The sequence below is a fragment of the Streptomyces sp. NPDC086777 genome (assembly GCF_040702065.1).
Taxonomy (GTDB): domain Bacteria; phylum Actinomycetota; class Actinomycetes; order Streptomycetales; family Streptomycetaceae; genus Streptomyces.
In genome coordinates, this window is record NZ_JBFBJI010000008.1 from 37607 (window position 1) to 60490 (window position 22884).

Consider the following 22884-nt stretch of genomic DNA (forward strand, 5'->3'; position numbering starts at 1 on the left):
CGTGCCGGTCACCTGGCCTGGGCGAGCTGGACCGCGTCGGGGCCGGCCGGGAAGCGGAGCTGGCCGGTGGTGTCGTGGACGGCTCGCCACACCGTCTCGGCGACGTCGCTCTCCCGGGTGAACAGCTCCTGGCCCGTGAAGTCGGCCATGGCCTTCCTCGCCCAGGGCGCGTACGGCGCCGGGACCAGCTCGTCGGGCGGGGTGCCGTTCGTCGCCCTGGCGGCGAAGTTCGTCGTCAGGCAGGCACCCGGTTCGACCGTCTTGGCGAACACCCCGAACGGCGCGAGTTCCAGGGCGAGGGACGCGGTGAACCCCTCGACGGCCATCTTGCTCGCCTTGTAGACGGCCGAGAGCGGCATGTGCCCGAGCACCACACTGGAGGTCACGTTGACGATCACGCCGCTGCCACGTTCCCGGAAGAGGGGCAGGACCGCCTGGGTCGTCGCCATCACGCCGAAGGTGTTGGTCTCGAAGACCTCGCGGACCCGGGCCATCGGGGTGCCCTCGAACACGCTGATCGAGGGGACCCCGGCGTTGTTGACCAGGGCGTCGACGGGGCCGGCCGCGTCCAGTGCGGCGGCGATGCTCTCCGGGTCGGTGACGTCGAGTGCGATCACCCGCAGCCGGTCCGAGGCGGGCAGGGTGTCCGGGCGGGGGGTGCGCATGGTGGCGACGACGTGCCACCCCTGCTCGTGGAAGTGGAGGGCGGTCCGGCGGCCGTAGCCGGAGGAGGTGCCGGTGATGAGTACGGTCTTCATGGTGTGGTCCTCACGACGGGAGGGGATCCGCGGTCGGACAGGCACTTTCCTGCTTCGCCGCGGAATCGGTAATCCCCATTGAAACGCCGCGATCTGCATAAACAGTAGAACTATCCTCGCTCACTCCTGCACGATCCTCTACAACGCGAACCTCTACAGCACTCCGGTCCGATCAGGGGAGGGCGCTTGCCGGCGCCTGAGGGGCGCCGCGCAGCCGGGTGGCGTCCCGGCTCGGGGGCGTGCCGAACTGGCGGCGGTACTCCCTGCTGAACTGCGAGGCGTTGTCGTAGCCGACCCGCCGGCCGACCCCGGTGACGTCGCCGGGGTGGGTGGCCAGGAGCAGGCGGGCCTCCTGGAGCCGGATCTGTTTCTGGAACTGGATGGGGCTCATCGCCGTGACCGCCTGGAAGTTGCGGTAGAACGCGGAGACGCTCATACCGGACATGCGTGCCACGTCCTCCACGCGGAAGGACTGCGCGTAGTGCTCGCGGATCCAGCGCACGGCCCGCGAGACATGGCTGAGTCCGCTGTCGGCCAGGCCGAGTTCGCGTACCGTCGCCCCCTGCTCGCCGGTGATCAGCCGCCACAGGATCTCGCGTTTGACCAGCGGCGCGAGCACGGCCCGGTCGCGCGGCTCGTCGAGCAGGCGCAGCAGCCGGACCACCGCGTCGAGCAGCGCGGCCGGAGCGTCGCTGACCGCGATCCCCGACGGCACGCCGCCGCCGGCCCGCGGAAGGTCGCCGGGGCCTGCCTGCAACAGCAGTTCGGCGACGGCGGACGGCTCCAGGGTGAGACCGAACCCCAGGGCCGGGTGCTCGCGACCGATCCGGGTGAACTGCCCCGTGACCGGCAGGTCGACGGAGGCGACCAGATACTGCCCCGCACCGTACTCGTAGACCCGGTCGCCGAGCGCGAGGCGCTTGGCGCCCTGGGCGATGACCGCCAGGACGGTTCCGGTCATCGAGGGCGCCGGCGGGTCCGGCCGGTCGATCTTCGAGATGAGGACGCCGTCGATGGCGGTGGTCCAGTCGGGCCGGGCGTGCCGGTCCAGCAGGCCGCGGAACTCGTCGAGAAGCATGCCCCCATTGCACCACCGCCCCGCCGAACACTCCCCCGGCCGCGAGGATCGTGCACGGGCAAGCGAGGATCGCTCTAACATCTGCCCAGGTCAGCGGGCTTGAATGGAATCACCGCACTCCACCACTCGAAAGAGGATTCCATGATTGCCGCCTACGGCTTCAGCGCCACCCTGACCGCCGCGCCCGGAAACGGGGACCAGCTGGTCGACCTTCTGCTGACCGGCCTGGACGAGGGCAGCCCCGGCGCGAGCGAACACTGCGTCGTCTACCTCGTCTCCCGCTCCGCCTCCGACCCGGACGTCGTCCACGTCACCGAGGGGTGGACCAGCGAGGAGGACCACCACCGGATCTTCGCCGGCGAAGCCGCCCAGGCCATCGTGGCGCGGATCGGCGGACTGCTGGCCAAGGAAGCCGAGTACACCGACTACGTCCCGGTCCGTGGCAGGACCGCCTTCTGAACCGCCCCCCGTCGCCTCCTGTCCCCCTCAGCCTCCCCCTCACCCTCATCGCCAGCCGCCACCCGACACCCGTCACTCGCAGAAAGGCCCGCCGTCATGAGCGCCGCCCGCCCCGCCCTTGACCCCGAACTGAGCGAACTGCTCGCCGACATGCCCCTCATGTCCCAGCTCACCCCTGAACTCCTCGCCCGGTTGCGGCTGCTCCCCTCCACCCCCGTCGACGACCTCCTCGCGCACCGCCGGGCCGTCCGGCGGGAGATCACCGTTCCGGCCGAGGACGGTGCCGAGATCCGCCTCTCGGTGCTCAGCCCCGCGCACACCGGCCATGCCGCCGCCCCGGCACCCTGCGTCTACTGGATCCACGGCGGCGGGATGGTCATGGGCGACCGCTTCTCGCAGATCGACATCCCGCTGGAGTGGCTCGACGAGTTCGGCGCGGTCGTCGTCTCCGTCGACTACCGGCTCGCGCCGGAGGCCAACGGCACCACGCTCGTCGACGACTGCTACCAGGGCCTGCTCTGGACCGTCGGACACGCCGCCGAACTGGGCATCGACCCGGCCAGGATCATCGTCGCCGGTGCCAGCGCGGGCGGCGGTCTCGCCGCCGGGCTCACGCTGCTGGCCCGCGACCTGGGCACCCCGCCGATCGCCGCGCAGGTGCTGATCTGCCCCATGCTCGACCACCGCAACACCACGGTCTCCAGCCGCCAGTTCACCGGCACACCCGGGATCTGGACCGGCGAGATGAACGCCTTCGGATGGCACGCCGTCCTCGGCGACCGCACCGGCGACGACGTGCCCGCCCATGTCTCCCCCGCGCTGGCCGACGACCTCTCCGGCCTGCCCGCCACGTACATCGACACCGGCTCCGCCGAGGTCTTCCGCGACGAGGACACCGACTACGCCGGCCGCATCTGGGCCGCCGGCGGACAGGCCGAACTCCACGTCTGGGCCGGCGGCTTCCACGGCTTCGACGCCCTCTACCCGCAGGCCCGCATCTCCGCCACGGCCCGCCGCACCCGCACCGACTGGCTGGCACGGCTCCTGTCCGCGAGCGGCACCGACGGCGCCGCGTAGGCGCGGCCGACGACGGAGTCGGCGCGCCCCACGCGGCCGCGCCGGCCCCGTGGAGAGGTCATGACCGGAACGGTACCGCTGCGGCCTCGGCGTCCGCGGACCCGTCCGCTGTCGTCGCGGCGTGCTGGAGGATGCGTGTACGGCTCCGGGAGCAGCCCGTCGAGCCGGGTGCGGCTCGCCGCCGTGACGACCGTCGTCGTCGGGCAGGCACCCGGCTCCACGTCCGCCACGGCGGCGGCCCCGGACCGGGAGAGGCGGCACCGACGTCAGGCCTGGGCGCCGGCCATGCCACTGGTGACGACGATCGCGGCCACGTCGCCGGTCGCGCTCCGCCCCAGCCAGACGACGCCGCCCGACTGCGCCGTGAACGTCACCAGATCGGCCTGTCGCGACTCGTCGCTGATCCGCTCGCACCCGTCTGGCAGCTCTCCACCGTCACGCGGCGCCCAACGGCCGTCCACACAGGTGCGAAACGGCGCGGACAACGTCGTCCACGCGCCGGCGTCGGCGAAGCAGCCGACATTGTGGTCCGCGCCGAACCGGGGAACCTCGCCCGGCGGCAATTGGTCGACGTCCTCGCCGAGACCCAGTGCCATCTCCCACCCGACCACGGCGGCGTCGCTGATGCGCAACCGGGTCGCCGCGCACTCGACACCGTCGAAGTGCTCGCCGAAGAACTCGTACGGGCCCGCGGTCCACGCGATCTCCACCCGGTGGACGCCCGGGGGGATGCGCACCGCCAGCTCCCGCGGTGGCCTCGTCGGCAACCCGCGCTCGTATCTCCAGCCGTCCTCGTCGTCCCACGGCGCGTCGACCACGAGACGGCCGCTGGGTACACGGATCGTCGTCACCTCCTCGACGCTCGTCACGACGACGGGCGTGGTCGGATCGTCGTACACCGTCCCCAGGTGCGCACCGGGCGTGAAGGCCGTCTCCAAGTACCAGGTGGCCTCCGGCCCGGCCGCCAGCCGCGCGTCCCCGACCCACGTCATGTCTCCCCCTCCTTGCCGCCCGGCCGGGCGCTCGACCAGAACGTACGCGGGCCCACTGACATCGGCACCTCGTGCAGCACCGCGCACCGCGCCCGCTTCCCGAGCCCCGCGCCGGGACCCGGAGCTCCCTCCCGCGGGTCGCCGACGCGTTCGCCCAGGTCAGGCCCAGGCCGTCACCGGCACGAACGAGCTGTCCCGGCGGAACAGGTCGGTGCCGTTCGTGATGTCCACGCGGAGTTGGTAGTTGTAGTGGCGCAGGTAGTGGCCCGGGTAGTTGTAGGACTCGAAGCGGACCGAGCCGTCGGCCGTGCCCGTGCGGGCGATGAACGTGGCGTCCTGGGCGAAGGTCGTCGTGCCGTCGTTCGTGTCGAAGCGGCCGCGGAAGTCGTAGTGGCGCAGGTAGTTGCCGGAGGCGTCGCGGAAGGAGCAGCCGTCGGCGTCGGCGAGGCCCGCGACGACCGTGAAGGTGGCCGCCTGTCTGTCGGCGGTGGCGCTGGAGCTGGTCACCACCGGCAGGTTGAGGAGGGCGGACACCTCTTCCCAGTACCTGGTGGGGTAGTTGGCCGACCGCAGGGAGCGGGTCGCGTTCTTCGGCACCGACGGGCCGCCCGGCACCGTCTCCTTGATCACCGTGAAGTGCCGGGCCGTCCCCGAGAGGGTCGGCAGGGCGGTCGGCGCGGACCACGTCGCGAACGTGTCGTGGCTGTCGCTGTAGTAGTAGGTGCCGTCGCCGTAGCCGTCGAAGAAGATCCGCCGGCCGCCGTTGTCGAGCTGGATCACGGAGGGGCCCTCGCGGTAGCTGCCCCAGCCCGCCCAGTCGCCGGTCCTGGAGATCGTGTACGGGCCCTCGAGAGCGCCGGCCGTGCCGTACTCGATGTACTTCGCCGTCTCGTTCTTCGTGAAGGCGTGGTAGGTCGAGCCGATCTTCACGATGTACGTGTCGATGTGGTTCGGGCCGATGCCGGAGAGCTCGGTCGGTGAGGTCCACGCCGTGAGGGCGGAGTCGGTCGCCGTCAGGACGTACGGGGTGAAGATCCACTCGTCGTCCGTGGTCGAGCAGGACACGATGACGTTGACGCTGCCGTCGTCGTCCACGAACCACTCGGGCGCCCAGGCCCGCGACAGGTCGGTGAGGGGGATCGGGTAGTCGTACAGGAACGTCCAGGCGACCCGGTCGGCGCTCCGGGCGAAGCCGATCGTGGTGCTCTCGTCCTGCCAGGTGTGGGTGGTGTAGGTGACGTAGTAGTAGCCGTCCGTGTGCTTGAAGATGCTCGCGTCCCGGATGCGGTTGTCGGGCGGCGTGTAGGCCGAGGACTGCAGGAGGCGGAAGTCGGTGGCGTCGTCGGACTGGTAGACGTTCACCGTGCCGTCGTCGCTGTTGAGGAACGGGACGATGGTGTAGCGGGTGGCGTAGCCGCTCGCGGGGGCGGCGTCGGCGGTGTCGAGCAGGCCGGGCAGTTCGCCCAGGGCCGGCGCCGACGCGGGCAGGGCGGCCAGCGCGCGCAGCAGGGTGCGGCGGGACGGGGCGGGGGGAGGTGTGGTCACGGCGGCTCTCCGGGGCTCGTGCAGACACGGACACGGCATTGCGTCCGGTATCTCGAACTGGGTTCGAGGAGTCGACGCAGAAAGTAGGAGTCACGCCAGGTGCACGTCAATGCTTTGGGCAGGACTGGGGCTCGGCTGGACGCCGCCTGTGCGAAACCTGTCCCGACGGACCCGGATCGACGTTACTCTCCGGTAAACACCGCGCCCCGGAGGTGGGTTCCCCTATGCCGTACGACCGTTCCGCAGGGCTCGCCGAGTCCGTACGCGCCCTGGCCGCGGGTGAACTGACCTCGCGTCAGCTGGTCGAGGAGAGTCTCGCGCGCATCGAGGCCACCCAGGACTCCCTCAACGCCTTCCGGATCGTGCGCCGTACCGCCGCCCTCGCCGAAGCGGACGCCGCCGACCGGGAGTTGACCGCCGGAGCGCGGCGGCCCCTGCTGGGGGTGCCGGTCGCGGTGAAGGACGACACGGACGTGGCCGGTGAACCGACCGCCTTCGGCTGCCCGGGCGAGTTCCCGCCGGCGGCCGAGGACGGGGAGGCGGTGCGACGGCTGCGCGCGGCCGGGGCCGTGATCGTCGGCAAGACCAACACGTGCGAGCTCGGGCAGTGGCCGTTCACCGAGGGGCGTGCCTTCGGTGCCACCCGCAACCCGTGGCAGCCCGGGCACACTCCGGGCGGGTCCTCGGGCGGGTCGGCGGCAGCCGTCGCGGCGGGTCTGGTGCCGGCCGCGCTCGGCTCGGACGGTGCCGGATCCGTACGCATCCCGGCCGCCTGGACCCACCTCGTCGGCATCAAGCCGCAGCGCGGCCGCATCTCCACCTGGCCGCACGGCGAGTCCTTCCAGGGCATCACGGTCAACGGCACCCTGGCCCGCACGGTCGCCGACGCGGCACTGCTGCTGGACGCGGCGAGCGGGAACCATCCGCAGGATCCGCACCGGCCGGCCCGGGTGACGCTCACCGAGGCGGTCGGCCGGGACCCCGGGCGGCTGCGCATCGCCCTCTCCCTCAAGCCGCCGTTCACCGCGCTCCCCGCCCGTCTGCAGCCGGAGGTGCGCACCCGTGTCGTAGAACTCGCCGAAACGCTCACCGAGTTGGGCCACACCGTCGAGGAGGCCGACCCGCCCTACGGCCAGATCGGGCTCACCTTCGTCCCGCGCGCCACGGCCGGGATCGCCGAGCGGGTCCGCGAGGTGCCGCACCCGGACCTTCTCGACCCGCGCACCCTGGAGGCGGCCCGCCTGGGCCGGCTGCTCGGCGGGGCCCCGCTGCGGGCCGCCCGGCGTGCCGAGGCCACCCTGCGGGGCAGGATCGGCGCCTTCTTCGCGTCGTACGACCTGGTCCTCGCGCCGACCACGGCCGCTCCCCCGCCCCGCGTCGGCGCACTGCTGGGGCTCGGCCAGTTCGCCACCGACCGGGCGATGATCGCCGCCTGCCCCTACGCCTGGCCGTGGAACGTACTGGGGTGGCCGGGGGTGAACGTGCCCGCCGGGTTCGTCGGGGGCGGGCTCCCGGTGGGCGCGCAGTTGCTCGGGCCGGCGGACAGCGAGCCGTTGCTGGTCTCCGTCGCCGCCCAGGTGGAGGCCGAACGGCGCTGGCACGAGCTCTGGCCACCACGCGCCACGGCCGTCGACGCCCCGGCGGCGTAGCGGCAGGCGGGGGCGGGCCGGACGCGGGCCGCTTCCCCGCCGCCCGCACAACTCCCTTTCCCGCCGCCTGACCTGCCCGTACCCTCTGACCATGGACGATGCGTCGATGGTCGGGCTCGTGGGGCGGGTCAGCGGAGCGATCGGGCCCGGGCTCGTCGGCGAGGTGATCGTCCGGGTCCGCGGGGGCGCCGAGCACTTCCTCGCGTACGCCGCCGACGGCACCGGCCGGATCGAGCGGGGCACGGTGGTGATGGTGGTCGAGTACCTGCCGCCGCGGACGGTCTACGTCACGCCCGCATACGACAGTTGAGCGGTCATAGCCCCAGGTGAGGGGCGCATGCGTCAAGATTGCAACAAGGAATCGTCAGCGTCTTCACCCGGCGCTCGCGCGGGCGCACACTCCCTTCGTTCGGTGCCGAAAGGGCACCATTCAAAGGGGGCGTATGCCGATGGTTGTCGGCGTCGTTGCGGGGGTGGCGGTTCTCGCCGTTCTCGTGCTGATCGGTGTGTTCAAGATGATGTGGCGGGTCGCCGAGCCGAACGAGGCGCTCATCATCTCCGGTTCGAAGCATCGGACCGAGGGGCTCGAAGAGGGCATGGGGTTCCGGATCGTCACGGGGCGCGGCACGCTGGTACTGCCGGGCGTGCAGGCGGTGCGCAAGCTGTCCCTGGACCTCAACGAGACCGAGTTGTCGGTGGACTGCGTGACCCAGCAGGGCATTCCGCTGAAGGTGCGGGGTGTGGTCATCTTCAAGGTGGGCGACGACTTCGTGTCGATCGCCAACGCGGGCCGCCGGTTCCTGGACCAGCAGAAGATGATGTCCGAGCGGGTGCACAACGTGTTCGCCGGTCATCTGCGGTCCATCGTCGGCGGGTTGACGGTCGAGGACATGATCCGCGACCGGGACAAGCTCACCGGGCAGACCCGGGCCGCCTGCGGCACCGAGATGGAGAAGCTGGGGCTCATCGTGGACTCCCTGCAGATCCACGAGATCGAGGATCCGACCGGGTACATCCAGAACCTGGCGATGCCGCACGCGGCGGCCGTGCAGCGGGACGCGCGGATCGCGCAGGCGGAGGCGAACCGGCTCGCCACCGAGGCGGAGCAGCAGTCGTTCGCCCGGATGGCGGAGGCCACCCGGGACAGCGAGATCCTCCAGGCCGGTTACCAGGCCGAGCGGGACAAGGCGGCCGCCCAGGCCCGTCAAGCGGGTCCGCTCGCCGACGCGGCCGCCCGGCAGGAGGTCGTGGTCCAGGAGACGCGGGTCGCCGAACTGGAGGCGCACCGGCGCGAGCAGCAGCTCCAGGCGGACGTCCGCAAGCCCGCGGACGCCAGGGCGTACGAGAAGCGGACGCTGGCCGAGGCCGAGCGCGACGCGCGTATCTCGGCGGCCCAGGCGAAGGCGAAGGAGACCGAGTTGGCGGCCGCCGCCGAGGCGACCCGGGTCAAGACGGCCGCGGGTGCCGAGGCCGAGGCGACCAGGTCCCGGGGTACGGCCAGCGCGGCGGCGACCCGGGCGACCGGTGAGGCCGAGGCGGCCGCCGCACAGGCCAGGGGTCTGGCGGAGGCCGAGGCGGCCAAGGCGAAGGGGCTCGCGGAGGCGGAGGCCATCAAGGCCCGTGCCGCCGCCCTCGCGGAGAACCAGGAAGCGGTCGTCGCCCAGCAACTCGCCGAGAACTGGCCGGAGATCGTCAAGGCCGGTGCCTCCGCCTTCGGCAACGTCGACAACATGGTGCTGCTCAACGGCGCCGACGGCATGGCCGAGTTGTTCGCCAAGGCGCTCACCATGGGCGGCACGGGGCTCGGACTCGCCCGGCAGCTGCTCGCGTCGATGAACCAGAGCGGGCAGCCGTCGGGCGCGACTTCGCCGGTCCTCAACGGGGTCACGGCTCCGAAGCCGCAGAAGGTGCAGGTGGAGGAGGGCGGCGAGTAACGGCCGAGGAACGACCCAAGCGCAGGGGTGCCTCCGGCCGCGGCCGGGGGCACCCCCCCGTCATTCCTGGGCGTTGAGCCGCCGCAGCAGCTCCAGCAGCGTCGCCCGCTCCGCGGCCGACAGCGCGGCGAAGCAGCCGTCGAGCACCTCGCCGGCCACCCCGTGCCCGGCCGCGAGCGTCCGCTCCCCGTCGGGGGTGAGGTGGTGCTGGATCCGCCGTCCGTGCCCCGGCCGCCGTTCCACCAGCCCCTGCGCGGCCAGCCGCCCCACCAGCGTGCCGAAGGCCTGCTCGCTCTGGAAGGTGGCCGCGGCCAGCTCGCGCGCCGAGGCACCGGGCGACCGGTCGATGGCGCGCAGCGCGTCCCACTGCGCCAGGGTGGTGCCGACGGCGGCGAGCGCGCTGTCCATCGCCCGGTGCTGGCGGTACTGGGCCTGTTTCACCGCTCTTCCGAGAACTTGCAGGTCATCGTGCATGGCTCCACTGTATCCGATGACTAAGCTTGTTTATATCAACATCCTTAGTTAGATTGAGCGGCATGACGACGAACCGCACCGCCCAGGTGTACCCCGACCTTCCCGTCTCCCTGACCGAGGCCGGTTCCGGCCGCCCGGTGCTCGTGCTCCACGGAGGCGGCGGCCCGGCCACGGTCGCCGGCCTCGCCGCCCGCCTCGCCGGGGCGGCCCACACCATCACCCCGGTCCACCCCGGCTGGGACGGCACGCCCCGCCCCGACTGGCTGACCGACGTCGACGACCTCGCCGTCGCCTATCTCCATCTGCTCCAGGACGCGGAGTCGACCGACGTCCTGGTCATCGGCTCCTCGCTGGGCGGCCGACTGGCCGCCGAGATGGCGATACGCGACACGGCCGGGCTGATCACCGGCCTGGTCCTCGTCAACGCGGTCGGCGCGGACATCGAAGGCGAGCCGGTCACGGACTTCTTCGCGCTGGACCCGCGCGCCCAGGCCGAGCACTCCTGGCACGAACCGGACCGCTTCTACGTCGACCCGGCCACCCTCCCCGCCGCCGAACTCGCACGCCGCCAGGCCAACATGGAGACCATGCGGCTGCTCACCGACGGCGGCAGGATGACCGACCCGAAGCTGCTCCCCCGGCTGGGGCGGGTGCGCGTACCCGCGCTGCTGATCTGGGGCGAGAGCGACCGGATCGTCACGCCCGGGTACGGGGCCGCCTACGCGAAGGCCTTCCCGCAGGGCCGGTTCGAGCCGGTCCCCGAGGCCGGTCACCTGCCGCACCTGGAACGCCCCGACGTGACGGCGGAGTTGATCGAGGCGGAGCTGCGCCGCACCGGGACCCCGCCTGCCCTCGCCGGCTGAGGCCCCTTAAGGTGCCCTCGTGACTGCGTATATCGACGACGAGAACATCCCCGGCCGCTACGGCTCCACCGCCACCACCGAGGCCGACCCGCGCGAGGTCGGCACGGTGCGCACCGAGTACGCCCCCGCCCACGACGGCGACCCCGACCCCGGTGAGATCGTGTGGACCTGGGTGCCCTTCGAGGAGAACGACGGGCGGGGCAAGGACCGGCCGGTCCTGGTCGTCGCCCGGGAGGCGGCCGGCACCCTGCTCGCCGTCCAGCTGTCCAGCAAGCGGCACGACAACGACCGCGAGTGGGTGGCGATAGGCAGCGGGCCGTGGGACCGCACGGGCCGCGACTCCTGGGTGGACGTGGACCGCGTGCTGCGGCTGCACGAGGACGGCATGCGGCGCGAGGCCTGCGCGCTCGACCGGGGCCGCTTCAACCTCGTCCGCCACCGGCTGCACGAGCGCTACGGCTGGAACTGACCCGGGGGCCCCGCCGGTTGCGCGGGTCATTCACCGCGGGCCGGTGGGGGCCGGCCGCGCCCACGCGGCGGTGGCCGCGTCCCCGCTGCAGCCCCGCGCCCCTACCGGGGCGCGACCGTCCGGAACGCCTCCGTGAAGGCACCCCGGACCACCGATCCCGGTGTGCGGTCCAGAACCCCGAACGCCACGTGGGCGAAGGCCCCCGCGAACCGTCCGCCGGGGCCGAGCAGCCCCCGGAAGGCGTCCGCGACCTGTGCGGGCTCGTTCTGGAACACCCCGCAGCCCCAGGCGCCCAGGACCAGCCGCCGGTAGCCGTGCGCGGCGGCCACCTCCAGGACCCGCTCGGCACGCGCGGCGAGGGCCCCCGGTAGTTCACCGACCCGCTCCGGGGCCGTACGCCGGATCACGCCGGCGTTGGGCGCGGCGGCCGTGAGGAAGCCCGCGCGGTAGGGCTCGGCGAGCAGGGCGCCCCGGTCGTCACGGAAGACCGGAACGGCCGGGGAGTGGATCACGCGGTCCGTGTAGAAGGGGTCGCGGTGCGCGCGGTGGTGCTCGTAGTAACCGGCGGCCTCGCGCACGCACGCGTACAGCGCGGAGGCCCGGCAGAGGGCCTCCTCCTGCGCCTGGGCGCCGTTCAGGTAGCCGCCGCCCGGGTTGCGGGCGGAGGCGAAGTTGAGCACGGCCACCGGCGCGTCGGCGAGGCGGCGGGCGGCCTCCAGGCTGCTCTCGCCGGTGACCTCGAAGACGGTGTCCGAGTCCGGGCCGGGGGCTGTGGGGACCGGTACCGGTGCCGGGCCGTACAGCCGCGTCCCCGCCCGGGCGGCCGCGATGTCGGCGGCCAGCAGGACTTCCCGCCCGTCGGGCGTGCGGTAGCTGCCCGCCGCCACGATCTCCTCGGTCTGCCGTGCGATGCCGCGCAGGCGCGCGCTCATGGCGCCACCCCCGTGGACGCCATGGCCGCGGCCCGCGCGGCCTCCCCCGTCGTGCTCATGCACGCATCCTGGGTGATGCTGGTGGTGCCGTGCAACGGAGTTTCCCTGGCCCGAAACGGCCGGAAACACGCAAGGAAGCCGAGGTTACCGATCTAGAACGTCCCGATAGGCACCCTTGTGCGAATCGACGTGACGGTCTTGGGTGGGACGGACGATGCCGCCCCGGGCGTATCCCCGGCCGGGACGGCGGCATGGTGGAATCTCAGGAGGATCCCGACATGTCCGACTCGATATCCGACAGCGGCGACTGTACCGACGGGTCGGTGCGAACCGACTTCTCGGACGACCGCACGGCTGTCACCGAAGCCGAGGTGGAAGCCCTGGTCAAGGGCATCTGCTTCAAGACCGGCCCACCCCGCACGCTCGGGGTCGAGGTGGAATGGCTGGTCCACGAGCTGCGCGCACCGCAGCTCCCGGTGACACCCGAACGACTCGACGCGGCCTACGCCGCACTGCGCACGGTGCCCCTGGGGTCGGCGCTCACCGTCGAACCCGGCGGCCAGCTGGAGCTCAGCTCGCCGCCCGCCGCCTCCCTCACGGAGTGCGTCGGCACCGTCTCCGCCGACCTGGACGCCGTCCGCAAGGTCCTCGCAGCACAGGACCTCGGGCTCGTGGGCGTCGGTCACGATCCCTGGCACACTCCCCGCCGTTTCCTGCGCGAGCCGCGCTACGACGCGATGGAGCGCTGCCTGGACCGTACCGGCACGGCGGGCCGCCACATGATGTGCTCCTCGGCGTCCGTCCAGGTCTGCGTGGACGCCGGCCACGAGGAGCCCGGCCCGCTCGGCCACACCCGGCGCTGGTGGCTGGCCCATCAGCTGGGCCCGGTGCTGGTGGCCGCGTTCGCGAACTCCCCACTGGTCGGGCACCGGCCCACCGGCTGGGTCTCCACCCGGCAGCTGCTGTGGATGGAGATCGGCGCGGGCCGCGCAGGCGCGCCCCCGCTGGACGGCGACCCGCGCACCGCCTGGGCCCGGCACGTCCTCGACGCACCGGTGATGTGCGTACGGCGGGACGGCGGCCCCTGGGAAGTCCCCGAGGGGCTGACCTTCCGGGACTGGACCCGGTCGGGGACGCCCGGCCCGCCCACCGGCGCGGATCTCGCGTACCACCTGACCACGCTGTTCCCGCCGGTCAGGCCGCGCGGTCACCTGGAGTTGCGGATGATCGACGCGCAGCCCGGTGACGACGGGTGGATCGTGCCGCTGGCGGTGACGGCGGCGCTGTTCGACGACCCGGAGGCCGCGGAGACCGCGTACCGGACGGTGAAACCGCTGGCCGAGCGGGCGGGGTCACGGCCCGCCCCGAACAACCCGCTGTGGCTCGACGCGGCCCGTTCCGGGCTCCGCGACCCGGAGCTGCACGAGGCAGCCGTCGCCTGTTTCACGGCGGCGCTCGCCGCCCTGCCACGGATCGGCGCGAGCTCCGAGGTGGTGGACGCCGTGGCGGCGTTCCGGGACCGGTACGTGCTGCGCGGCCGCTGCCCGGCCGACGACCTGCTGGACCGACTGCGCGGCACGGCCGGTCGCGCCCATGGGAAGGACATCAGCGCATGACCGAGACCGACGTCGACATCGATATCGAGACCCTGCGGGACCGGGCGCTGAAGTCCCTGACCACGGCCCGCGACCGCACCACGCTGCTGACCAGCTGCGTGGAGGGGCCCGACCTCACCGCCCAGCACTCCCCGCTGATGTCCCCGCTGGTCTGGGACCTCGCGCACATCGGCAACCAGGAGGAGCTCTGGCTGCTGCGCAACGTCGGCGGCCGGGAGGCGATGCGGCCCGAGATCGACAGCCTCTACGACGCCTTCGAGCACCCGCGCTCCGAGCGGCCCTCGCTGCCGCTGCTGCCGCCCGCCGAGGCCCGGCAGTACGCGGCCGAGGTACGCGGCCGGGCCCTGGACCTGCTGGAGGGCGCGGCGTTCAGCGGCACCCGGCTGACCGAGGCGGGCTTCGCCTTCGGGATGATCGCGCAGCACGAACAGCAGCACGACGAGACGATGCTGATCACCCATCAGCTCCGCAAGGGCCCCCAGGCCCTGACCGCCCCGGACCCGGCTCCGGCGCCGCCGTTCACCGGCCCGTCCGAAGTCCTGGTCCCCGGAGGCCCGTTCACCATGGGCACCTCCACCGAGCCCTGGGCGCTGGACAACGAACGCCCCGCGCACCGGCGGGAGGTGGCGCCCTACTGGATCGACACCACCCCGGTGACCAACGGTCGGTACCTGGCGTTCATCGAGGACGGCGGTTACGAGCAGGAGCGCTGGTGGACGCCCGAGGGCTGGGCGCACGTCCGGAAGCACTCGATCACCGCGCCGCACTTCTGGCACCGGGAGGGCGGCCAGTGGCTGCGCCGCCGGTTCGGGGTCACGGAGGTCGTGCCGCCCGAGGAGCCGGTGCTGCACGTGTGCTGGTACGAGGCGGACGCCTACGCCCGCTGGGCCGGCCGCCGGCTGCCCACCGAGGCCGAGTGGGAGAAGGCCGCCCGGCACCACCCCGGCGAGAGCCGGTCCCGGCGCTACCCGTGGGGCGACGCCGACCCGGCGCCGCACCACGCCAACCTGGGCCAGCGGCATCTGCGCCCGGCCCCGGCGGGCAGCTACCCGGAGGGCGAATCGCCGCTCGGCGTAAGGCAGTTGATCGGCGACGTCTGGGAGTGGACGGCCAGCGACTTCCTCCCCTACCCCGGCTTCACCGCCTTCCCGTACAAGGAGTACTCGGAGGTGTTCTTCGGGCCCGAGTACAAGGTGCTGCGCGGTGGTTCGTTCGCCGTGGACCAGGTGGCCTGCCGGGGGACGTTCCGCAACTGGGACTACCCGATCCGGCGGCAGATCTTCTCCGGATTCCGCACCGCGCGGTCGGCGGAGGCCTCCTGATGTGCCGTCACCTGGCCTGTCTGGGACCCGAGGAGCCGCTCGGCCGGGTCCTCGTCGAGCCCGAGCACTCCCTGTACCGGCAGTCGTGGGCACCCCGCTGCCAGCGGTACGGGACGGTGAACGCGGACGGCTTCGGCGTGGGCTGGTACGCCCCGGACGATCCGCAGCCGGCCCGCTACCGGCGCGCCGGGCCGGTCTGGGCCGATCAGTCCTTCGCCGACCTGGCCCGGGTCGTGCGCACCGGCGCGCTGCTGGCCGCCGTCCGGGACGCGACCCTGGCGGGCGCGGACGCGGAGGCCGCGGCGGCGCCGTTCGCCGCGGGCCGCTGGCTGTTCAGCCACAACGGGGCGATCCCCGGGTGGCCCGGGGCCATGGCACCCCTGGTCCCGCTGCTGCCCCCGGCCGACCTGCTGTCGCTGGAGGCCCGCACCGACTCGGCGTTCGTCTGGGCGCTGGCCCTGCACCGGCTGCGGTCCGGCACGGAGCCGGGCCGCGCCCTTGCCGAAACGGTTCAGCAGGTGGCCGAGGCAGCCCCCTCGGCCCGGCTCAACCTCCTGCTCACCGACGGCGAGACCATCACCGCCACCGCCTGGGGCGACAGCCTCCACTACCTCGCGGAACCCGGCCTGCGCACCGTCGTCGCCTCCGAGCCGTACGACGACGACCCGCGCTGGCAGGAGGTCCCCGACCGCACGCTGCTCACCGCGAGCCGCGCGGGCGTCGTCCTCACGCCCGTCGAGAACCCGGTCGAGGACCTGGCATCGGTACCACCTAAGGAGCCCTGTACGTGAGTCCCTTCCGTGTCACCCGCACCCTTCCCGAGGACGCGACGGACGCCGCGCTGCGCGCCGATGTCCTGACCGGCCTCACCGCCACGCCCAAGACGCTGCCGCCGAAGTGGTTCTACGACGCCCGGGGCAGCGAGCTGTTCGAGCAGATCACCGAGCTGCCCGAGTACTACCCGACCCGGGCCGAGCGGGAGATCCTGCACGCCCGGTCCGGCGAGATCGCCGCCGCGAGCGGTGCCCGCACCCTGGTGGAACTGGGCTCGGGCTCCTCCGAGAAGACCCGCCTGCTCATCGACGCGCTCAGCGCCCTCGAGGTGTACGTCCCGGTCGACGTCAGCGAGAGCGCGCTGACCCAGGCCGGCGAGGCGCTCGTCGCGGAGCGGCCGGGGCTGTCCGTGCACGCCCTGATCGCCGACTTCACCGGCCGCCTCGAACTGCCCGAGACGCCGGGACCCCGGCTCCTGGTGTTCCTCGGCGGCACGATCGGCAACCTGCTGCCCGCCGAGCGGGCGGAGTTCCTGGCCGCGATGCGCAGGCGGCTCGCGCCCGGCGACGCGCTGCTGCTCGGTACCGACCTGGTCAAGGACGAGGGGGTGCTGGTCCGGGCGTACGACGACGCGGCCGGGGTCACGGCCGCGTTCAACAAGAACGTCCTCGCCGTCGTGGACCGGGAGCTGGACGCGGACTTCGACCCGGAGGCCTTCGACCACGTCGCCCTGTGGGACGCGGAGAACGAGTGGATCGAGATGCGGCTGCGGTCCCGGGTGGCGCAGACCGTGAAGGTGCCGGCGCTCGATCTGGCCGTGGACTTCGCGGCGGGCGAGGAGCTGCGCACCGAGGTGTCGGCGAAGTTCCGGCGGGCCGGGGTCACCACGGAACTGGCCGGCGCCGGGCTGGAGCTGACGCACTGGTGGACCGACGCGCAGGAGCGCTTCGCGCTGTCGCTGAGCGTGGCCCGCTGAGTGCTCCGCGGACGCGCCGTGTCGTCGGTGGTCTGCGACGCCGTCATGGCTGGTCGCGCAGTTCCCCATGCGCCTGTGGGGCGCTGCGGAACCGGGCGCCGGTCACCCGAAGTCCGGTGCGAGTAGTTCGGTGATGCGGCGGGAGGCGCGGCGGGCCTCGGTCTCGGGGTCCGCTCCGCCGAGCACCTTGGTCATGTAGCCCTTGATCGGGTTGTCGGCCTCCACCGCCGGCCAGTCCGGGGTGTGGGGGGTCGCCCGCCCTCGCGCGGCGCCCGCCGCCATGGCGGCGGCCCCCTCCTCGCCCGCCACCGCGCCCGCCAGCGTGGTCTTGTTGGGCACGTAGTCCATGGTGCGCGCCAGGTCGGTGTCCCACTTGGCGCCGGTCAGCGCGCCCACGACGGCGGTCGCGTCGTAGGGCCGGTCGGTGTTCTGCGGTACGACGAGGTCGGAGCCGCCGGTGAAGACGGCACCGGGGTGGTCCGCGGTGAGTCCCGGCACCGGGAAGTAGCCGATCTCGTCCTTCAGTTCGGGATTCTCCTGCACGACGGACTGGGCGAGCCCGGGCACCGCGACGATCTGCGCGACCTGTCCGCCGGCGAACACCTGGGCCTGGGGCGGGTGTTCCTCGTCGGCGTCGACCGGGCCCTTGCCGAGGGACTGGAGTTGCCGGTAGAAGTCCATCCCGCGCAGCGCGGCCGGGCTGTCGAGGGTGCCCTTCCACTCGGCGTCCGTCTCCTGGGCGAGGTCGCCGCCCTCGTCCCAGATGAACCCGGAGAGGGTGTACCAGTCCTGCCCGGCGAGGTAGATCCCCTGGTTGCCACCGGAGTTGAGCTTCTCGGTGTCGGCCAGCCACTGCGCGCGGGTCTTCGGCAGGGCGGTGATCCCGGCCTTCTCGAACAGGTCCTTGCGGTAGATGACGACCCGGTTGGCGGCGTACCAGGGGATGCCGTACTGGCGGGAGTCGTCCGAGCCGGGCTCGGCGAGGCCGGGCAGCCAGTGGTCCTTGCCCCAGTCGCGTATCGACTCCAGGGTGAGGTCGGTGAGCCGGCCGTCCTCGACGTACTGCGGGACCTGGGTGTTGCCGACCTCGATGACGTCGGGCGCGTCGGCGGAGTCGCTCTTCAGGGCCGTCTGCACCTTGTCCACGATGCCGGTCCAGTCCTGGATGCGGATGTCCAGGCGGATGTCCTTGTGGGTGCGTTCGAAGTCCGCGGTGAAGCGGCGCAGGAAGTCCGCCGAGGCGCTGTTGCGCATGAGCCAGACCGTGACCGTGTGGCGCCCACCCCCTTCGCCCGGCAGCACCCCGCAGGCGCTGAGCAGGGCGGCGGACACACAGACGAGGGCGAGCGGGCGGCGATGTCTCACGGGGGTTCCTGTTTCTGTCTGGCGGACAGGCGAAGAGGCCCGACGTGGGGGAACGAGCACTGGGTCTCGTACGGGTGTACGGGATTTTGGTATGGACCAATACGGAGGGTCAAGGGTTGTCGGCGTTTCGGAACCGACGCCTCGCGCTCCGCTTCCGGATGCGGCACCGTGGAGTGACGACGAGAGGAGCTTCCCGATGACGAACCACACCTACCGGGTCACCGAGATCGTCGGCACCTCGCACGAGGGCATCGACCAGGCCATCCGCAACGGTGTCGCACGCGCCAACCAGACCCTGCGCAACCTGGACTGGTTCGAGGTCACGCAGGTCAGGGGCCAGATCGAGAACGGGCAGATCGAGCACTACCAGGTAGGCCTGAAGGTGGGCTTCCGCATCGACGAAGAGGGCTGAAGAAGGCCGGGGAGGGCTGAAGCAGTGGGCCGAGCAGGGCTGCCGCCGTACCGTCAGGTCCGCCCCTCCCCCTCCTGGGCCTGCTCCAGCGCGGCCGAGCGGTCGGCCCAGCGGGCCCGTACGACGGTGAACCCGGCCCGTTCGGCGGCGTCGCACACCAGCTCGTCGTCATCGGCCAGAAACCGGACCGAACGGCCTTCCGCGAGCCGGCGCAGGATCTCCAGCTTGGTCTGCCGGGCGGGCCTGCGGTCGGCGTTGCGCCGCATGTGCACGCGCCCCTCCGGCAGCCCCTGGGCGGCCAGCCAGTCGAGCGTGTCACGGCGGCAGCGCTCGGGCCGCCCCGTGAGGTAGACGATGTCGCACTCCCCGGCGGCCGCCACGGCCAGCGCGACCCCCTCGGCGATCGGCGGATCGTGCGGCGCGGCCGCGAAGAACCCGTCCCAGTCCCGGGGGCTGCGCTCCAGGAACCGCTGCCGGTGCGCGGTGTCGGCGAGGGTGTTGTCGATGTCGAACACCGCGATCGGGCGCCTGCTGCTCTCGGTCACCCCGCAACCCTAGAACGCGGCGCCCCCGGCGGTTCGGCCGGCGGCGGCCGCACGGTGCCCACGGCGGACCGGCTCGACGGGAATCCCGGGGCCGCGCGGCTGTTGAACCCTGTGTGAACGCAACCATCGCCCGGACCCGGTTCTCCGTCCTCGACCGCTCCCGCACCCGCGAGGGGCACGCGCCCGATGCGGCGCTGCGGGACACGGTGGCGCTGGCCCGGGAGGCGGAGGCGCTCGGCTACCACCGCTTCTGGGTGTCGGAGCACCACGGGGTGCCCGGGGTCGCCGGCTCGGCGCCGACCGTGCTGGCCGCGGCCGTGGCCGCCGCGACCCGGACCGTCCGGGTCGGCACCGGCGGGGTCATGCTGCCCAACCACCGGCCACTCGTCGTGGCCGAGCAGTTCGGCGTGCTGGAGTCGCTGTACCCCGGGCGGATCGACATGGGGCTCGGCCGGTCGGTGGGCTTCACCGACGGGGTGCGCAGGGCGCTGGGACGCGACAAGGGCGACGCCGAGGACTTCGCGGCGCAGCTCGGCGAGCTGCTCGGCTGGTTCGAGGGGACCTCGCCGACGGGGGTGCGGGCCCGCCCGGCGGAGGGGCTGCGGGTGCCGCCGTTCGTGCTGGCGATGGGCGAGGGCGCGGACATCGCGGCCCGGGCCGGGCTCCCCATGGTCATCGGCGATCTCCGGGGGCGGGAGAAGATGCGGCGCGGGATCGACCACTACCGCGACCGCTTCCGGCCCTCCCCGTGGGCGGCCGAGCCGTACGTCGTGATCTCCGGGACGGTCGCCGTCGCCGACACCCCCGAGGCGGCCCGCCGACTGCTCGTCCCGGAGGCCTGGTCGATGGCGTACTCGCGCACCCACGGCACGTTCCCCCCGCTGCCCCCGGCCGAGGCCGTCGAGGCCCGGACGATGACCGCGAGGGAACGCGGCTTCTACGAGTCCGGGCTCGCCGGGCACATCGCCGGCACCGAGGACCAGGTCGCCCACGAACTGGAGACGGTCCTGAAGGAGACCGGTGCCGACGAGGTGCTGGTCACCACGAGCACGTACGACCGTGCGGCCCTGCTGGACTCGTACCGCCGGCTGGCCCGGTTGGTGGCCTCCTGACCGGACCGGTCAGACCGTGGCCGGCTTGTCGGAGCGGATCACGATCTCGCCGTTCGCCGCGTCCACCACCGCCCGTTCGCCCGCCACGAGCTGGCCGGACAGCAGCAGGTCGGCGAGGCGGTCGTCGACCTCGCGCTGGATGGTACGGCGCAGCGGACGGGCGCCGAAGTCCGGCTCGTGGCCGAGGTTGGCCAGCAACTCGGCTGCCGCGTCGGTGACTTCGAGGGAGACGTCCTGGGCGCGTAGCCGGCTCCGGGTGTGCTCCAGCAGCAGGTCGACGATCTCGCGCAGCTGGGTGCGGTCGAGGCCGCGGAAAACGATGATCTCGTCGATGCGGTTCAGGAACTCCGGCCGGAAGTGCTGCTGGAGGGCCGGCATGACCGCCTCGCGGACCTTGGCGTAGTCCTCCGTGCCGGCGGCCAGGATGCGGTCGGCGCCGATGTTCGACGTCATGATGACGACGGTGTTCTTGAAGTCGACGGTACGGCCCTGGGCGTCGGTGAGGCGGCCGTCGTCGAGGAGCTGGAGCAGGGTGTTGAAGACGTCCGGGTGCGCCTTCTCCACCTCGTCGAGGAGCAGCACGGCGTACGGCTGCCTGCGCACCGCCTCGGTGAGCTGGCCGGCCTCCTCGTGGCCGACGTATCCGGGCGGGGCGCCGACCAGCCGGGAGACGGTGTGGCGCTCCTGGAACTCGCTCATGTCGAGGCGGATCATGCGGGCCTCGTCGCCGAAGAGGGCGGCGGCCAGGGCGCGGGCCAGCTCGGTCTTGCCGACGCCGGTCGGGCCGAGGAACAGGAAGCTGCCGACGGGCCGGTTGGGGTCGCTCATGCCGGCGCGGGCGCGGCGGACCGCGCGGGCGACGGCGGTGATCGCCTCGTCCTGGCCGACGACCCGCTCGTGCAGGTGCTCCTCCAGCTTCATCAGCCGCTCCCGCTCCTCCTCGGTGAGCTCGGCGACCGGGATACCGGTGGTGCGGGAGACGACCTCGGCGATGTCCTCGGCGGTGACCCTGGGCGCGTGTTCCTCGTCGGTGCCGGCCTGTTCCAGCTCGGCCTCGGTGGCCCTGATGCGGTCGCGGAGCTCCTTGGCCCGCTCGTACTCCTCGTCGGCGACGGCCTGGTCCTTCTCCCGGTTCAGGGCGGCGATGCGGTCCTCGATGTCCCGGGTGTCGGTGGGCGGGGTCTTCGAGCGCAGCCGGACCCGGGCCGCCGCCTGGTCCATCAGGTCGATCGCCTTGTCGGGCAGGAACCGCGAGGTGATGTAGCGGTCCGACAGCTCGGCCGCCGCGACCACCGCCTCGTCGGTGATGCGGACCTGGTGGTGGGCCTCGTAGCGGTCGCGCAGGCCGCGCAGGATCTCGATGGTGTCGTCGACGGTGGGCTCGCCGACCAGGATGGGCGCGAACCGGCGCTCCAGGGCCGCGTCCTTCTCGATGTGCTTGCGGTACTCGTCGACGGTGGTCGCGCCGATGAGGTGCAACTCGCCGCGCGCGAGGGCCGGTTTGAGGATGTTGCCGGCGTCGAGGGAGCCGTCCCCGCCGCCGCCCGCGCCCACCACGGTGTGCAACTCGTCCAGGAACAGCACCAGTCCGTCGCTGTGCTCGCGCACCTCGTCGAGGAGCTTCTTGAGCCGTTCCTCGAACTCGCCCCGGTACTTGGTGCCGGCCACCATGCCGGCCAGGTCCAGGGAGACCAGCCGCTTGCCCGCCAGGGTCCTGGGCACGTCCCCGGCGACGATCCGCTGCGCGATGCCCTCCACGATGGCGGTCTTGCCGACCCCCGGGTCACCGATCAGGACCGGGTTGTTCTTGCTGCGCCGGGAGAGCACCTCGATGGTCTGCTCGACCTCCTCGTCCCGCCCGATCACCGGGTCCAGGCGCCCGGCCCGGGCGTCCTCGGTGAGGTCACGGCCGTACTCGTCGATGGTCGGCGTCGTGCTGGGCTTCCTGCGCTCCCCGGCGCCCTCGGCCGGCATCCGGGTCGGCTCCCAGCCGCTTTCGCCGAGCGCCCGGCCGGCCGCCGACTCCGGGTTCGCGGCGAGTGCGCGCAGCAGGTGTTCGGGGCCGATGTAGGAGGCGCCCTCGGCCCGGGAGATCTGGTAGGCGTCGAGGAGGGCGCGTTTGGCGGCCGGGGTGAGGGCGGTGGGCTCGGACTTCTCGCCGCCCCCGTGACCTGCGGTGAGCCGCTGCCTGAGCTGGTCGGGATCGGCGCCCGCCTCGGCCAGCAGCCGCCGGGTGGAGTCGTGGGTGGTTGCGGCGGCCAGCAGATGCCGGGCGTCCAGTTCGTCGCCGCCCTCGACGGCGGCGAGGTCGCGGGCATCGGCGACCAGCTCCCGGGCCCGTTCGGACAGCAGACTGCCGATGTCCACGCGCTGCGGACGGCGGGGCTGGGCACCCGCCCCCGCGCTGCCGAAGAAGCGGGACATCAGCTCGTCGAACTCCTCGAAGGGGCTGCGTCCGAATCCGAAACCGGAAGTACTCATGGGGCCGGGCCTTTCTGCGGACAGCTGTGCGGGGCGGCGCCGCGCGGCGGC

22 protein-coding genes are annotated in these 22884 nt (G+C 72.8%); 13 read left to right on the forward strand and 9 right to left on the reverse strand.

Annotated features, from left to right (window positions below):
• Window positions 1-8: 8 nt before the first annotated feature.
• Both AB0472_RS13630 and AB0472_RS13635 read right to left on the reverse strand, forming a co-directional pair.
• Window positions 9-758 carry an SDR family oxidoreductase gene (locus AB0472_RS13630; protein WP_366356203.1) on the reverse strand — a complete coding sequence of 250 codons (750 nt, stop codon included), beginning with the start codon at window positions 756-758 and terminating at the stop codon, window positions 9-11.
• Between the two features lie 172 nt (window positions 759-930).
• Window positions 931-1836 carry an AraC family transcriptional regulator gene (locus tag AB0472_RS13635; protein ID WP_366356204.1) on the reverse strand — a complete coding sequence of 302 codons (906 nt, stop codon included), beginning with the start codon at window positions 1834-1836 and terminating at the stop codon, window positions 931-933.
• A 141-nt stretch (window positions 1837-1977) separates the two neighbouring features.
• On the opposite strand from AB0472_RS13635, the gene AB0472_RS13640 reads away from it, so the two are divergent.
• On the forward strand, window positions 1978-2295 hold the full coding sequence (locus AB0472_RS13640) for an antibiotic biosynthesis monooxygenase (protein ID WP_366356206.1): 318 nt from the start codon (window positions 1978-1980) through the stop codon (window positions 2293-2295).
• A 96-nt stretch (window positions 2296-2391) separates the two neighbouring features.
• Window positions 2392-3372 (forward strand): alpha/beta hydrolase, encoded by a 981-nt coding sequence (locus AB0472_RS13645; protein WP_366356208.1) that lies wholly within the window; start codon window positions 2392-2394, stop codon window positions 3370-3372.
• Between the two features lie 266 nt (window positions 3373-3638).
• Here AB0472_RS13645 and AB0472_RS13650 read toward each other — a convergent pair whose 3' ends face one another.
• The gene (locus AB0472_RS13650; RefSeq protein ID WP_366356210.1) at window positions 3639-4364 is read right to left on the reverse strand and encodes a DUF4241 domain-containing protein; all 726 of its coding nucleotides are present in this window, start codon (window positions 4362-4364) and stop codon (window positions 3639-3641) included.
• Between the two features lie 159 nt (window positions 4365-4523).
• Complete coding sequence (locus tag AB0472_RS13655) at window positions 4524-5909, reverse strand: AbfB domain-containing protein (RefSeq protein ID WP_366356212.1); 1386 nt, start codon at window positions 5907-5909, stop codon at window positions 4524-4526.
• A gap of 224 nt (window positions 5910-6133) precedes the next feature.
• Here AB0472_RS13655 and AB0472_RS13660 point away from each other — a divergent pair, with 224 nt between their 5' ends.
• The 3 genes from AB0472_RS13660 (at window position 6134) to AB0472_RS13670 (ending at window position 9492) form a co-directional block, all read left to right on the forward strand.
• Complete coding sequence (locus tag AB0472_RS13660) at window positions 6134-7558, forward strand: amidase (RefSeq protein WP_366356214.1); 1425 nt, start codon at window positions 6134-6136, stop codon at window positions 7556-7558.
• 91 nt (window positions 7559-7649) lie between these two features.
• Window positions 7650-7868 carry a hypothetical protein gene (locus AB0472_RS13665; protein ID WP_366356216.1) on the forward strand — a complete coding sequence of 73 codons (219 nt, stop codon included), beginning with the start codon at window positions 7650-7652 and terminating at the stop codon, window positions 7866-7868.
• 133 nt (window positions 7869-8001) lie between these two features.
• The gene (locus AB0472_RS13670; protein ID WP_366356218.1) at window positions 8002-9492 is read left to right on the forward strand and encodes an SPFH domain-containing protein; all 1491 of its coding nucleotides are present in this window, start codon (window positions 8002-8004) and stop codon (window positions 9490-9492) included.
• 60 nt (window positions 9493-9552) lie between these two features.
• Here AB0472_RS13670 and AB0472_RS13675 read toward each other — a convergent pair whose 3' ends face one another.
• Window positions 9553-9966, reverse strand: a complete 414-nt coding sequence (locus tag AB0472_RS13675) for a MarR family winged helix-turn-helix transcriptional regulator (RefSeq protein WP_366356220.1) — start codon at window positions 9964-9966, stop codon at window positions 9553-9555.
• Between the two features lie 62 nt (window positions 9967-10028).
• On the opposite strand from AB0472_RS13675, the gene AB0472_RS13680 reads away from it, so the two are divergent.
• Together AB0472_RS13680 and AB0472_RS13685 are read left to right on the forward strand one after the other, a co-directional pair.
• Complete coding sequence (locus AB0472_RS13680) at window positions 10029-10829, forward strand: alpha/beta hydrolase (protein ID WP_366356222.1); 801 nt, start codon at window positions 10029-10031, stop codon at window positions 10827-10829.
• Between the two features lie 19 nt (window positions 10830-10848).
• The gene (locus AB0472_RS13685) at window positions 10849-11298 is read left to right on the forward strand and encodes a type II toxin-antitoxin system PemK/MazF family toxin (RefSeq protein WP_366356224.1); all 450 of its coding nucleotides are present in this window, start codon (window positions 10849-10851) and stop codon (window positions 11296-11298) included.
• 101 nt (window positions 11299-11399) lie between these two features.
• On the opposite strand, the gene AB0472_RS13690 is transcribed toward AB0472_RS13685, so the two are convergent.
• Window positions 11400-12230, reverse strand: a complete 831-nt coding sequence (locus tag AB0472_RS13690) for a TIGR02452 family protein (protein WP_366356226.1) — start codon at window positions 12228-12230, stop codon at window positions 11400-11402.
• A 278-nt stretch (window positions 12231-12508) separates the two neighbouring features.
• Between AB0472_RS13690 and egtA the strand changes: the two genes are divergently transcribed.
• Genes egtA through egtD form a run of 4 tightly spaced genes read left to right on the forward strand, consistent with a single transcriptional unit; the run spans window position 12509 to window position 16918 of the window.
• On the forward strand, window positions 12509-13846 hold the full coding sequence (gene egtA, locus AB0472_RS13695; RefSeq protein WP_366356228.1) for an ergothioneine biosynthesis glutamate--cysteine ligase EgtA: 1338 nt from the start codon (window positions 12509-12511) through the stop codon (window positions 13844-13846).
• The gene (gene egtB / locus AB0472_RS13700; RefSeq protein ID WP_366356230.1) at window positions 13843-15168 is read left to right on the forward strand and encodes an ergothioneine biosynthesis protein EgtB; all 1326 of its coding nucleotides are present in this window, start codon (window positions 13843-13845) and stop codon (window positions 15166-15168) included. Before egtA ends, egtB begins: the two co-directional genes overlap by 4 nt.
• On the forward strand, window positions 15168-15959 hold the full coding sequence (egtC, locus tag AB0472_RS13705; RefSeq protein WP_366356232.1) for an ergothioneine biosynthesis protein EgtC: 792 nt from the start codon (window positions 15168-15170) through the stop codon (window positions 15957-15959). Before egtB ends, egtC begins: the two co-directional genes overlap by 1 nt.
• On the forward strand, window positions 15956-16918 hold the full coding sequence (gene egtD / locus AB0472_RS13710) for an L-histidine N(alpha)-methyltransferase (protein ID WP_366356234.1): 963 nt from the start codon (window positions 15956-15958) through the stop codon (window positions 16916-16918). The genes egtC and egtD overlap by 4 nt, the downstream gene beginning before the upstream one ends.
• A 102-nt stretch (window positions 16919-17020) precedes the next feature.
• On the opposite strand, the gene AB0472_RS13715 is transcribed toward egtD, so the two are convergent.
• On the reverse strand, window positions 17021-18283 hold the full coding sequence (locus AB0472_RS13715; protein WP_366356236.1) for an extracellular solute-binding protein: 1263 nt from the start codon (window positions 18281-18283) through the stop codon (window positions 17021-17023).
• A gap of 196 nt (window positions 18284-18479) precedes the next feature.
• On the opposite strand from AB0472_RS13715, the gene AB0472_RS13720 reads away from it, so the two are divergent.
• A complete protein-coding gene (locus tag AB0472_RS13720; protein WP_293996087.1) occupies window positions 18480-18695 on the forward strand; it encodes a dodecin in 216 nt (71 codons plus the stop codon).
• Between the two features lie 53 nt (window positions 18696-18748).
• On the opposite strand, the gene AB0472_RS13725 is transcribed toward AB0472_RS13720, so the two are convergent.
• The gene (locus tag AB0472_RS13725; RefSeq protein WP_366356238.1) at window positions 18749-19240 is read right to left on the reverse strand and encodes a hypothetical protein; all 492 of its coding nucleotides are present in this window, start codon (window positions 19238-19240) and stop codon (window positions 18749-18751) included.
• Between the two features lie 113 nt (window positions 19241-19353).
• On the opposite strand from AB0472_RS13725, the gene AB0472_RS13730 reads away from it, so the two are divergent.
• Window positions 19354-20352 (forward strand): LLM class flavin-dependent oxidoreductase, encoded by a 999-nt coding sequence (locus AB0472_RS13730; protein ID WP_366356240.1) that lies wholly within the window; start codon window positions 19354-19356, stop codon window positions 20350-20352.
• A gap of 9 nt (window positions 20353-20361) precedes the next feature.
• Here the strand turns inward: AB0472_RS13730 and AB0472_RS13735 are convergent, their stop codons facing one another.
• Window positions 20362-22833 (reverse strand): ATP-dependent Clp protease ATP-binding subunit, encoded by a 2472-nt coding sequence (locus tag AB0472_RS13735; RefSeq protein WP_366356242.1) that lies wholly within the window; start codon window positions 22831-22833, stop codon window positions 20362-20364.
• Window positions 22834-22884 lie beyond the last annotated feature (51 nt).